Below are 13,731 nucleotides of genomic sequence, written 5' to 3'. Positions count from 1 at the left end.
CTTGACTATTGCGCGCTTAAGCGGCTACGCGGTCTTGTTCGGCTTCTTTTTCTTCGGCTACCAGCTGCTTCTTTTTGAAGTAGCTAAATACGACCGGCACGAAAAACAAGGTGGTAAACGTGGCCAGGATCAGGCCGCCAATAACTGCGCGGCCCAGGGGGGCGTTTTGTTCACCACCCTCGCCCAGCGCCAACGACAACGGCAGCAGACCGATGATGGCGGCCAGCGCCGTCATCAGCACCGGGCGCAGACGGGTAACACCCGCATCGATGGCCGCGTCGCGGGGGCTGAGGTCGGGTTGGGCCTCGCGCCGCTCGTTGGCAAATGACACGACGAGAATACTGTTGGCCGTGGCAATGCCGATACACATAATGGCGCCCATGAGCGAAGGCACACTGAAGGTGGTTTGGGTAACAAACAGCATCCATAGCATACCCGAAATGGCCCCCGGCAGCGCCGTGATGATGATAAACGGATCGAGCCAGCTCTGAAAGTTGACTACCATCAGCAGGTAGAGCAGCAGGATAGCGCCCGCCAAACCAATGCCCAGACCCGTGAAGGAAGTTTTCATGCTTTCCACCTGTCCGCGCAGCTCGATGGTGGTGCCTTTCGGCAGATTTTCGCTCGCTTCCTTAATGATTTTGCGGATTTCCGTGGCCACGCCGCCCAAGTCGCGGCCCTCCACGCTGGCGTAGATATCTACCACGCGCTGAATGTCATAGTCGCTTACCACGGCATCGGTCTGGTCGCGGCGGGTTTGGGCAAAGCTGCTTAAAAGCTGAGCCTGGGTTTGCGTAGGGCTGGTGATGCCGATGGTGCGCACATCATCCAGCGTGGTAAGCTCTCTGGGGGGCGTTTGCACGGCCACCGTGTAGTTCACGCCGCTCTCTGGGTTAAGCCATTGGTTGGGGTCGGTTTGAGTGCTGGAGCTGAGGTTAACCAGCACATTGTCAGCAATGTCGGCCTGGCTGAGGCCGGCCCGCTGGGCCCGCACCCGATCCACGTCCAGGCGAATCTGGGGGGCTTTTATTTGAAAGATAAACGCATCAACCACACCCGGAATAGCCGCGATTTTCTGCTGAAGCTGCTTGGCTACCTTCTCGTTTACCTCCATGTCGCGGCCTGTCACTTGCACGTCGATGGGGGCGGGCAGACCGAAGTTCAAGGTCTGGTTCACGATGTCGGCGGGCTGAAAGAAGATGGTCAGGTCGGGGTGCTCGCGCTGCACGCGCCGCCTGATTTCGGTGATATAATCCTGGGTTGGACCGTGGCCTTTTTTCAGCGAAGCCAGAATCTCCCCATCAGCCGAGCTGATAACGGGGTTGTCGCTCAGCAGCAGATTTACCGGAATGCTCGGCAAGCCAATATTGGATAGTACCAGCTCCAGCTCTTCGGCTGGAACTACCTCCCGAATAATACCTTCCACCTCCCGAAACCGCCGTTCGGTTTCTTCCAGGCGGGTGCCGGTAGGAGCGCGCACATGCAGGCGCATTTGGCCGGCATCTACTTTAGGAAAGAAATCCTGCCCAATAAAAGGATATAAGCAACCAGAGCCAATAAACAGCACCGTAAATCCAATAACCACGGTTTTGCGGTGGTCGAGCGCCCAGTTTAGCGTACTTTGGTAAGCCTCGCGCACCCTATCAAACCGTTTTTCAAAGGCCTGATGCGCCCGCCAGACCCAGCTTTTCTGGATGGTTTTGGCACCCTCCTTTTCCTCGGCCGTGAGGGGCTGTTCTTCGTCTTCACCATCGAGATTGGCGGCCTGCTCCTCATCTACTTGCTGACGGCGCAGCTGGGCCAGCTCTTTTTCTCGCTCACTTACTTTTTTGCCGTTGCGTAGGTGGTCGCTGGGCACTTCCTCAGGGCCTTGCTCGTGGTAAATGGGCAGTTCCTTGCGCAGCAGCACGCGGGCCAGCGTGGGCAACAGCGTCCGGGAAAGGAAATACGACACGAACAGCACGAAAATAACCGTGAGCGCCAGCGGCGTAAAAATGTCGGCCGATACGCCCGAGAGAAAGAAAATCGGGACAAACACAATGGCCAGACCCAGCGTGGAAACCAGCGCTGGCAGTGCCACCTGGGAGGCACTGTCCAGAATAGATTTCTTCACTCCTTTGCCCATGCCCATGTTGCGGTGAATGTTCTCGATTTCCACCGTCGCGTCGTCCACCAGATTGCCGATGGAAAGGGCAATGCCGCTCAGGGTCATGATGTTAAGCGTCTGCCCAAAGGCGCGGAGCAGCATAATGGTCACCAGCACCGAAAGCGGAATTGAGATGGTAATAATGAGCGTGGAGCGCCACGAGCCTAGAAACAGCAGAATCATGATGCCGGTGAGAGCCGCCGCCACGCAGCCTTCTACCGCCACCCCCGAAATGGACGAGCGCACGAAGAAAGATTGATCAAACAGCAGCTTCACATTCAAGCCTTCCGGCGAAGTGGCCACTACATCAGGCAGCTCTTTTTTGATACCATCAATTACATCAAGCGTGCTGGCAAGTCCGCTTTTCAGGATGGGAATAACGGCAGTGCGCAGCCCATCCTGGCGCACAATATTGGTTTGAACGGCCGCGCCCTCGTGCACAAACGCCACGTCGCGGATATACACCGTGATGCCGTTTACCACCTTCACGGGCAGATCGTTGAGGGTAGCAATCAGCTCGGGGCTGCTGTTGAGGCGCACGTCGTATTCCCGGTCCCCGATTTTGGCCGTGCCAGCGGGCAGAATCACGTTCTGCGCGGTCAGCGCATTCACCACATCATTGCCGGAAAGGCCTTTGCCTGCCAGCGCATCAGGCTTCAGATCAACCATGATCTGCTTGGATCGGCCCCCATTGGGCACCAGCAGCGAGGCACCTTTCACTACCGCCAGGCCCGGCCGCACGAAGGAGCGGCTGGCATCGTAGAGGTCGGCTTCACCGAGGGTTTGGGACGAAAGGCTGGCCTGGGCGATGGGCACGTTGGCCGCCGAGTAGCGAATAATCAGCGGGGGGCCAATTCCCTGGGGCAAGCCCCGAATGAGGGTTGCCGTAATGGCCGTGAGCTGGGCTACGCCCGCGTCAGGGTCGGTGCCGGGCTGGAAGAATACTTTGATGATGCCAACGCCTTTAATAGCGCGCGATTCGAGGTGCTCAATGTTGTTGACCGTAGTCGTGTACACGCGCTGATTCACGTTGAGCACGCGCTGGTTCATTTCTTCGGCGCTCATGCCCGAATAGCTCCACACCACGCCCACCACTGGAATGTTGACTTCGGGAAAAATATCCACCGCCATGGTGAAGATGGTCAAAATGCCCCCCGCCAGAATCACTAGGGCCATAACGATAAAGGTATACGGACGCGAAAGCGCCAAACGAACCATCCACATAGGCTAGACTATAGAATAAGGAATAAGCAAGGCCCCGATAAATAGCAGTGGCGGTGGGCCGTGCTGTCGAGGTATGTATTCGTAGCTGTTCAGACCAATAGAAATAGCTTATGGGGGGCAAATTCAGATTACCAACCCCTTACAGGCCGGAAGGTTGGAGATGAAGCTAAAACGTGAGTATCTCTCCTCCCTACTTTAACTTTGAAAAATGCAAAAATGATTACGTGGCTGTAGTCTTACCTGCGCCGTGTTTGCTCGTGCTTGTTTAAGGCGCGTAGGCCCCTGCTAACTGTCTGTAAATTTTTTTATTGATAAAAACCTTCCTATGATCTAACTTTAAAAAGTTAAACGTCAACTGATTATCGTCTTATAAAAAATAATATTTCCAAAGAACCATATTTAACCCTTATTTAGAGGAAAAATTATAACTGTTAGGTTAATAATATAACTATGAGAAGGAGTCTTCAACTCGATTTCTTTAGAGGTATTCTATTGATATTGATAACGGTAGATCATTTTCTATCCGGAAATGACGTAATCAAATACTTTACATACGAGTTTGTTGGGTGGGTAACTGCGGCTGAGGGCTTCGTGTTTTTATCAGGATTAACGGCAGGTATAGTCTATACCCGTAAAATGAATGATAAGGGCGAAGCTTTTGTCAATGAAGCAGTAAAGAAAAGAGCCTGGTTAATCTACAAGAATCATACAGGTATATTGCTTTGTGCTCTAGTTGCTCTACTGTTTGGCTATGGTTTGAATGAATACTGGATAAATGATTACGGCTTGTTATCTCAAAAGCCCTTTATTGCTATTGCCCTAAGTGCGCTATTATTATATCAGCCTGCTCAGATGGATATATTGCCTATGTATATGATTTTTATACTGTTTGTGCCAATGGTGATTAAATATCTTAAAAGAGGATATAAGTGGCAATTAGTGACATGTTCAATTGCGATTTACCTGCTTCCTGTCATTAAAGGGTTAACTTCTTTAGATACTATAACACAAATCGGAGATGTAAATACCGGCTTCTTTAATCTTTTGTCATGGCAACTCCTTTTCTTTTTAGGCGTGTTTGCTGGATTTGCTTATTGTTCTGGTAAGGCAAAGCAGCTCATGCAAAGCAAAGTCACACTTGTGCTGTCATTAGCCATTTGTTTGACGCTTTTTGCAATAAAACGTAGTCATATTGATTTAAGTGGATTTGAAAATTTGTTTTTGAGAGATGTATTGGGACCAGTAAGGCTTCTTAATTGTTTAGCACTTATTTCAATTATAATATTAGTTTGCTCCAAAAAAAGCGAATGGTTTACGTTTAAACCTATTTGTTATTTAGGGCAATATTCACTGGAAGTGTTTTCATTTCATGTAGTTTTCATAGTTGTCTTTAAGCCTTTAAATGAAGTGTTAAGCAATATTTACTTTTATCAAATATCTAATCATTTATTTATCTACCCATTATCTTCGATAATGCTTCTTTTTATCGCGTTGCCTGCCTTGTACTTAGCTCCTATTCTTTTAAGTAAAAAGGCTTATAGATTTAATAGAAGTGATATAAAGCCTGCACCCAGCGAAGATTGGTTGACAAGTGCTAGTGTTTTAACACAGGACTATAAACAGATGGTCTAGAGAGGTCATATTTCAAAGTCATTTGCTTTGTGTAGAAAATTGAAAAAACAGGCGGCGTAGATGCTTTGAATGACTAAGCCGACGTCTCGCCGGCGGTGCTGGCGATGTGGCGGGTGCTGCCCGGCACCATTACGCGGAGTGGCTGGGCCGGCTCGGGGTGCTGAGCCAGCAAACGGGCTACATAGGGCATGTCGGGGCCGATATGCAGCTCCCGGGCACGATTCTTTATTTCGGCCTCTTCCCGGCTTACACCCCGGTCGTGAAGCTGCTCATACTCTTCCCACGACTCCACCATAAAGTATTCTACCATGCGGGTGGGGTCGGCCAGATCGGCGTAGAGACCAACGCGGATAGCCCCTTCACGGCGGCGGATACGGCTTAGCTCCTCCATGAGAGCCGCGAAAGCGGCGCGGTCGGAGGGGGCAACGCGGTAGGTGGTCGTGATGATGATGGGGCCGGCATCCGGGGCCGGCTCATCTTCGGCCAGCACGGGCGTTGGGCGCTGGCGCGCGGGAGTGAAGTCGAGGCTTTCCGGAGCATTGATAAGTGAATACCGGAACACCAGCAGCGTGCTCAGTCCCAGCCAGATAGCCGCCCCGGATAATGCAACAGGCAGACCCCACTGCGAAGCCACCGTTCCCCATACCACGCTGCCCAGAGCCATACCGCCCTGAATAGTAAGCAAGTACAGGCTGATGGTGCGGGCCTGAACCCAGCGCGGCACCACGGTTTGTACGCCCACGCTGAAGGAATTAAGCACCAGCATCCAAGCCAGTCCTACCAGCACCAGCAAGCCATAAAGCAGCCAGTAGTTATCAGCAAAAGCCAGCCCCAGCAAGCCCATCGCAAAGGCAATAGTAGCAAGCGTCACGCGGTGGTCGATGGTGAGGCCACGGTTGAGACGAGGCAGCACAACCGCCCCAATAACGGCTCCCAGGCCCATGCACGAAAGCAGCGTGGAGTAGAAAGAAGTAGGCAGCTGAAGCCGTTGGGAAACTACGGCCGGCATGAGCGCCAGCAGGGCGCTGGCCCCGAAAGTAAAGCTGACGCCCCGCACCAGAATACGCTGCACCGGCGGCGCAAACCGGGCGTAGCGGATACCACCCCGAATAGCAGCTACTACCCGCTCCGTGGCCAGCGTGGAGGTGGCTTGGGGCTCGCGCTTCCAGCGCCACACCATATAGATAGTAGCCAGAAAGGATAGTCCGTTAATCAAAAAAGCCCCCCCGGCTGAGTAATAGCCAATTACAATGCCCCCTAAAGCCGGCCCAAACGCCCGCGCCAGATTGAAGCTCACGCTATTCAGGGCAATGGCCTGGGGCAGCTCGGAGCGGGGCACCAGCTCGGGCGTTACGGTCTGCCACACCGGATTATTCAGCGCGCCGCCCAGGCCCAGCATAAACGTAAGCAGCAACAGCAGCCAGGGCGTGGTCAGGCCCATGAGCGTGAGCAGGGCCAGAAGCAGTCCTACCGATGCCATCCAGGTTTGAGTGAAAAGCAGCATCCGCCGCCGATCCACGAGATCGGCCAGAGCGCCGGCCGGCAGGCTGAGCAGGAATACGGGCAGGGCCGAAGCCGTTTGGAGTAAGGCAACCAGCACGGGCGAAGGCGTCAGGTCCGTCATCAGGCCCACGGCGCCCACGTTCTGCATCCAGGTACCGATGTTGGACACAAACGACGCTATCCAGAGCATCCGAAAAAACGGAATCCGCAGGGGCGCGAAGGGAGACGTAGGCGTAGGCTGGGTGAGCGTAGTGGAAGCAGGCATGGGGGGCAAATCTGAAGCTAAGCCGGGCGCAGGCGAACCTGTCAGCTTACGTACGGCTGCCGAAAACTGCCGGTCTCATTTGCCCGCCAAAAAAGCCCCCCACGGCCAAAGCGCCGCAACTGCAAGAGCCCCAGACTTTTCCTGCACACGGCGGCGCTCCTCCCCGCCGCGCGCTGTTAACGCAAGGTTTCTGAGTTAACCGTAAGGCAACTTATTCTACATGTTTTCATAGTCCTGGCTTAATCTCCCGGTAACCTCACGCTTCTAGTTTTGCGGCCACATCGATCAGGCAAAACTATGAAACACAATTACTTGGCTTCGCTGCTCAGGCTGTGCGCGGTCTTCGCGCTTCTCCTCTGGCACAGCGCCGCCCTAGCTCAGGGCCAACCCGTTACCGGCACCGTAACCGACGACAAGGGCGAAGGCCTGCCAGGCGCTACCGTCGTCGTGAAAGGCACCACCACCGGCACCTCCACCGACGTGGGGGGCAAATTTGCTATTACGGTGGCCTCAGATGCTACGCTACAAGTTACTTACATCGGCTTTCTGGCCCAGGAAGTGCGCGTGGATGGCAAGTCGGAACTCAACGTGCGTCTGGCCCCCGACAGCCGGCAGCTGAACGAGGTAGTGGTAACGGCCCTCAATATCAAGCGCGAGCAGAAATCTCTGGGCTATGCAACCCAGACCATCAACGGCGATGCGCTGCTGGAAGCGCGGCCCAACAACTTCGCCCAGGCCTTATCGGGTAAAGTGGCGGGCCTGAATCTGATTTCGCCCGGTTCGGGGCCGGTCAACTCCACGCGTATTTCGCTGCGCGGTGATAACTCGCTGAACCCCAATGGCAACAATGCGCTCATCGTGCTTGATGGCGTGCCCCTGAACAGCGGCCTGACCAGCTCCGGCGTGGGCAGCGCCTACGGAGCCGGCTCCGGCAACGACGTGCCCGTGGACTTCGGCAACGGCATTGCCGACATCAACCCTGATGATATTGCCAGCATCACAGTGCTGAAAGGGGCCAGCGCCACGGCCCTCTACGGCAGCCGTGCCGCCAACGGTGCCCTCATTATCACCACCAAAACCGGCGCCCGCAAACCTAAAGGTCTCGGCGTGACGGTGAATACCAACTACAGCGTGAACACCGTGCTCCGGTGGCCCGACTTCCAGTACGAGTACGGTCAGGGCACGGGGCGCTCCTTCAATGCGGCCGGCGAGCCATATTATTCCTACGGCGCTTCCCCCGACGGGGCCAGCACGGGCGGCACCAGCAGCGCCTTCGGCCCCCGCTTCGAGGGGCAGGAGTATTTTCAGTACGACCCGGTGACGCAGGCCCAGTCGGCGGAGCGGCTGCTGTGGCGGCCTTATGAGGACAACGTGACGGGCTTTTTTCGCACGGGTTCCACGCTCACCAACAGCGTGGCCCTGGAAGGCGGCACCGAAACGACCTCGGCGCGGGCCTCCGTTACCCACTCCAAAAACGAGTGGATTATGCCCAACACCGGCTTCGAGCGCCTGACCGCCGCCCTGAGTTTGAACCACGCCGTGTCAGCTAAACTGAAGCTGGGGGGCAAAGTGAACTTCACCAATCGCACCAGCGACAACCTGCCCGCCACTGGCTACAACAACCAGTCGATATCGTACTTCATGATTTTCCAGAACCCGAATGTGCCGCTCGACGCCTACCGCACCATCTGGAAAAACGGGCAGGAGCAGCTCGATCAGGTTCACCCGTTCAGCTCCTTCATCGACAATCCATATTTGATTGCCCAGGAGATGACCAACTCGGTGAACAACCGCACCACGGTCGGCAACCTGTCGGCCACCTACGAGTTTTCGCCCAAGTTCGACCTGCTGGTGCGCTCCGGCATTGCCATGACCCAGGAGGAGCGCGAGCAGCGCCGCCCTTACAGCACCGCCAACTTCCAGCGCGGCTACTATAAGCAGCAGGATATCAGCCAATACGAGGTAAACACCGACGCTCTGTTTACTTACTACGAGCCCCTGGGCGAGCACTTTGACGTGCGCGCCTCGGTGGGCGCCAACCGCATGGACCGCCGCTTCCGGGGCATCGACGGCGTGGTGCGCGACCTCGTGATTCCGGGCGTGTACAAGCTCACCAACGGCGTGAGCAGCCCGATTTTGTCGGCTACCACCACTGCCCGGCGCATCAATAGCGTGTACGCCCTGACCTCGTTTTCCTTCGACGACAAGATTTTTCTGGACCTGACCGGCCGCAACGACTGGTCGAGCACGCTGCCCAGCCAGAACAACTCTTTTTTCTACCCGTCAGTCAGCACCAGCTTTATTCTGAATGAGCTGCTGCCCATGCCCACGTCGATTTCGCTGGCTAAGCTGCGCCTGTCCGCCGCCCAGGTCGGCAACGATACGGAGCCCTACCGCACCCGCAAGTACTACGGCCGCAGCGACTTTCCCGGCGCGGGTTCTCTGCCCGCCACGCTCTACAACACGAACTTCAAGCCCGAAATCACGACCAGCTTCGAGGCGGGCGTGGAATACTTGATGTTTCAGGGCCGCATCGGTGCCGACGTGACAGTATACCAGAACACGACCCGCAACCAGATTCTGGAAGTGCCTCTCGACCCGACCACTGGCTACAGCCGGGCCGTGCTCAACGCCGGGGAGGTGCGCAACCGCGGCGTGGAAGTGGTGCTCAACGCGCGCCCCATCGACAACAGCGCCTTTAAGTGGCGCAACACCGTTACCTGGGCCCGCAACCGCAATAAGGTGCTGAGCTTAGCCGATGGCCTGGAAGATCAGCAGGTAATCGGGGCGGGTGGCACGGCCACGCTGCTGGCCACCGTGGGCGGCACCACCGGCGACATCTACGGCTTCGGCTTTGCGCGCAGCCCCGATGGGCAGATCATCTACAACAAGGACGGCCTGCCCGTGCAGCCGGCCGCTATCCAGTACATCGGGAGGGCCTTCGCCGACTGGAAGGGGGGCTTTCTGAACGAGTTCAGCTACAAGAATTTCCGGTTCAGCGTGCTGGTCGATGGGCAGTATGGAGGCCGCATCTACTCCCAGACCCACCACAAAATGATGGAGCAGGGCAAGCTCAAATCTACGCTGCCGGGCCGGGAAGAAGGCTTTATCATCGGCGACGGCGTAGTGCTGAACGCCGATGGCACCTACTCGCCCAATGAAACCAAGGTGATTCCGGCGGCCTACTACGCCGAGTACTACCGCCGCGCCAACATCGAGAGCAACTCCTTCGACGCGTCGTTTCTGAAGCTGCGCGAGATGCGGCTGGAGTTCAATTTGCCCCCCGCGCTGCTGGCTCGCACCAAGGCTCTGACCGGGGCCACCATCGGCCTCTACGGCCGCGATCTGGCCATGTGGACCAAGTTCCCCATGTTTGACCCCGAGACGGCAGCCCTCAACGGCGGCACCATTCTGCCCGGCGTGGAAATTGGCCAGCTGCCCAGCACCCGCACCATGGGCGTGAACCTCACCTTACAGTTCTAGCGCTGGAAAATGCCCCCCAGACGGTCATGCCGCCGCTTTATTAGAACGTCATGCAGAGCATGTGGCGCATCAAACCAGGGACGAAGCATCTCGCTCGCGCCGGTAGAGTAGTAATCCGGCGTCAGCACGCGAGATGCTTCGTCCCTGGCTTGATGCGCCACATGCTCTGCATGACCGCCTGGAATACTTTCCATCATCATCCTTTCGGATCAGACATTCCTTCTCCTATGAAAAAATATATAGCTCTAGTAATCTTCGCTTTAGGTGGCAGCCTCGTTTCGTGTACCAAGGATTTTGATGAACTGAACCTCGACCCCAACCGCATCGAGCGCATCAGCCCTGGCACCCTGCTGAACCCCATTATTTACGAGCTAGCTGCCTTCAATACTGAGCGGGCCGACGCGTTTACCTTCGATATTATGCAGGTGGCGCTGCCGTTTCCGAGTGTGTCGGGGGGCGTGCACCGCTACGTGGTAAGCGAAAGCGCCGGCAACTCCACCTGGACGACGTACTACCGCCTGCTGGCTAATATCCGGGAGATGCGCCTTGCCGCCCAAGCCGCCCAGGACCCCAACTACGAGGCCATTGCCCTGACCCTGAACGCCTGGACCTACGCCAACCTCACCGACTGCTTCGGCGACGTGCCCATGACCCAGGCCAGCCAGGCCGAGGAAGGCGTGCTTTACCCCAAGTTCGACACTCAGCCCGAGATCTACGCCCAACTGCTCGCCGATCTGGAAACGGCCAATGGGATGTTCGACAAAAGCCGCACCATGCCCTACGGCAGCGACATTCTCTTCAACAACAACGTGGACGCCTGGCGGCGCTTCTGCAACTCATTGCGGATGCGCCTGCTGCTGCGCATCTCCAAGCGCACCGAAACCAACGCAACCACTCAGCTGGCGGCCATGATCAACGACCCCGCTACGTACCCCGTGTTTACTCAAAACAGTGAAGCGGCCATTCTGCGCATTACCGGCGTCACGCCCACGGTGTCGCCCTGGGGCCGGGCCGTCGATTTTACCACGTTCCGGGCTGCGGGGGGCTTTTTTATTGATAACCTGAATACTCTGGCCGACCCGCGTTTGGCTAAATTTAACAGTCAGGCCCGGTCGAGCGACGGGCGCACTACCATTGGTTACCGTGGCATTCCGAGCGCCTACGCCGGCAGCGACGCCCAGTTTCAGTACCAGCCTTCCAACTTCAATGTATCGTTGGTAACGGCCACAGTGGCGGCGCCCATGCCGCTGGTAATCTTGACCTACGCGGAGGTGGAGTTCATCAAGGCCGAAGCTGCGCAGCGCGGCTACACCACCGCCGATGCCCGCCTGCACTACGAGCGCGGCGTGAAGGCGGCGGTGGAGCAGTGGGGGGCAATTTTGCCGGCTACCTATTTCCAGAACCCCGCCGCAGCCTACAACGGCACGCTGGCGCGCATCATGCTGCAAAAGTATTACGCGCTGTTTTTCAACGATTACCAGCAGTGGTTCGAATACCGCCGCACGGGCCTGCCGGTGTTGCCTCGCGGCCAGGATTTGCAGAATGGCGGCGTGATGCCCGTGCGCTTTCGCTACCCGCTCATCGTGCAAACCAATAACGGCGACAACTACCGCGCCGCCGTGCAGGCCCAGGGCCCCGACGACGTGAACACTAAAGTGTGGTGGGAGAAGTAGGTCGATGTGACGCCTGCTACCACTAGTCCGTCATGCAGAGCGGTAGCGAAGCATCTCGCGTGTTTAGTAGAATTAGTAATCAGACGACCGAGAGCGAGATGCTTCGCTCTGCTCTGCATGACGTTCTTTTTAGGTTATGCAGACTGCCATAAATGCCCTAAAAAGCCCCCTAAAGGCCATTCTGAGGACGCCGATTTACCCTTCTCTAAGAATCAAACCATTACCGCATGTCACAACAACGCCGCACGTTTCTCAAAGCAATCGGCCTGGCCGGGCTGGGCACTACCCTGGACTGGACCCAGGCTGTAGCCCGCCCGAAGGCGCCTGTCCGCGCCGGCAAGGAAGTAAGCGCAGCTACACTCAGCGGCCGGGTGCACGCGGGCGGGCAGGGCCTGGCGGGCGTGGCCGTCACGGACGGCACCACCGTCACGCTCACCGATGCCAGGGGGCAGTACGAGCTGGAAAGCAGCGGCGCCACCGAGTTCGTGTACATCTCGGTGCCGCGCGGCTACGAGTTTCCGCAGGAGCAGGGCGTGGCCCGCTTCTACCGCCGCAAAGAGCCCGTGCGCGGCCGCTTCAAGGCCGATTTCGAGCTGCGCAAGCTCAGCCGAGACGATACCCAGCACAACTTCGTGGTATGGGCCGATCCGCAGATGATTTCCAAGGCCGATGCCGCCGAGTTCAAGGCTACCGCCGTCCCTGATACTCAAAAGCTCATTGCCAGCTACCCGGCCGGCACCCTCTTCCACGGCATCGGCTGCGGCGACCTGGTCTGGGACCATTTCGAGTTGTTTGAGGACTACCAGCAGGGCGTGGCTGCCACGGGCATCCCTTTTTTCCAGGTTATCGGCAACCACGACATGGACCTCACGGCCCGCACCGACGAAGGCTCGGCAGATACTTTTCGCAAGCTGTTCGGGCCCACGTACTACTCGTTTAATCGAGGCGAAATTCACTACGTAGTGCTCGACGACGTGTTTTTCATCGGCGCGGCCAAAAAGTACATCGGCTACCTCACTGAGCAGCAGCTGGCCTGGCTGGAGCAGGATTTGAGCTACGTGAAGCCCGGCTCAACCGTGGTGGTGAGCCTGCACATTCCGCCCACTACCCGCCAGCATTTGCGCAACAAGGAAAAGGAGGAGTCGATGGGCGGCTCGGTGGCCAACCGCCGCGAGCTATACCGGTTGCTCAAGCCTTTCAAAACCCATATTATGTCGGGCCACACCCACTTCAACGAAACCCTCGTGACCGAGCAGAACGTGGTGGAGCACGTGCACGGCACCATCTGCGGGGCCTGGTGGACGGGCCCCATCTGCACCGACGGCACGCCCGCCGGCTACGGCGTGTACGAGGCGCGCGGCGGCGAGCTGAAGTGGTACTACAAAGCCATCGGGCAGGAGCGTACCCACCAGTTTCGCATGTACCCAAAAGGCAGCCTACCCGAGCGCCCCGAGGCCGTAGTGGTGAACGTCTGGAACTGGGACCCGGCCTGGAAAGTGGTGTGGTTTGAAGACGGGGTGCGCCGCGGCGACATGGAGCAATACACCGGCCTCGATCCGTTGTCGGTGCAGCTGCACGCGGGCCCGGCGCTGCCTGCCAAGCACAAATGGGTTGACCCCACGCTGACCGAGCATTTGTTTGTGGCCAACGTAACGGGCGCGGCGCGGGAAATGCGGGTGGAAGTCACCGACCGGTTTGGGCAAGTATACTCGGATACGCTGTCGGCCTAAAGCTACTGAGCCCTCCGCCTGCTGGTGCCCAAGCGCTGCCGGGGGGCTTTTTTGCGCCCTTCATCACACCGGAAA

General features: G+C 57.1%; 6 protein-coding genes. 4 read left to right on the top strand and 2 right to left on the bottom strand.

The annotated features are described in order from the left end of the window. Nucleotides 1-16 precede the first annotated feature (16 nt). A complete protein-coding gene (locus IEW06_RS17230) occupies nt 17-3,364 on the bottom strand; it encodes an efflux RND transporter permease subunit (RefSeq protein ID WP_262891926.1) in 3,348 nt (1,115 codons plus the stop codon). Between the two features lie 456 nt (nt 3,365-3,820). On the opposite strand from IEW06_RS17230, the gene IEW06_RS17225 reads away from it, so the two are divergent. Then, entirely contained in the window at nt 3,821-5,002 is a 1,182-nt protein-coding gene (locus tag IEW06_RS17225; protein ID WP_187731612.1) for an OpgC family protein, read from the top strand. A gap of 73 nt (nt 5,003-5,075) precedes the next feature. Here the strand turns inward: IEW06_RS17225 and IEW06_RS17220 are convergent, their stop codons facing one another. After that, on the bottom strand, nt 5,076-6,770 hold the full coding sequence (locus IEW06_RS17220; protein ID WP_187731613.1) for an MFS transporter: 1,695 nt from the start codon (nt 6,768-6,770) through the stop codon (nt 5,076-5,078). A 297-nt stretch (nt 6,771-7,067) separates the two neighbouring features. On the opposite strand from IEW06_RS17220, the gene IEW06_RS17215 reads away from it, so the two are divergent. The 3 genes from IEW06_RS17215 to IEW06_RS17205 all read left to right on the top strand — a co-directional run bounded on the left by IEW06_RS17215 (nt 7,068) and on the right by IEW06_RS17205 (nt 13,656). Continuing rightward, complete coding sequence (locus IEW06_RS17215) at nt 7,068-10,253, top strand: SusC/RagA family TonB-linked outer membrane protein (protein ID WP_188548645.1); 3,186 nt, start codon at nt 7,068-7,070, stop codon at nt 10,251-10,253. A 227-nt stretch (nt 10,254-10,480) separates the two neighbouring features. Beyond that, nucleotides 10,481-11,926 carry a SusD/RagB family nutrient-binding outer membrane lipoprotein gene (locus tag IEW06_RS17210; protein WP_187731614.1) on the top strand — a complete coding sequence of 482 codons (1,446 nt, stop codon included), beginning with the start codon at nt 10,481-10,483 and terminating at the stop codon, nt 11,924-11,926. A gap of 227 nt (nt 11,927-12,153) precedes the next feature. Continuing rightward, nucleotides 12,154-13,656 (top strand): calcineurin-like phosphoesterase C-terminal domain-containing protein, encoded by a 1,503-nt coding sequence (locus IEW06_RS17205; RefSeq protein ID WP_187731615.1) that lies wholly within the window; start codon nt 12,154-12,156, stop codon nt 13,654-13,656. Nucleotides 13,657-13,731: the final 75 nt, after the last annotated feature.

Source organism: Hymenobacter qilianensis (genome assembly GCF_014638675.1).
Taxonomy (GTDB): Bacteria; Bacteroidota; Bacteroidia; order Cytophagales; family Hymenobacteraceae; genus Hymenobacter; species Hymenobacter qilianensis.
Note: the sequence above shows the minus strand (reverse complement) of the source record. Positions and strands in the feature narration are given on the sequence as shown.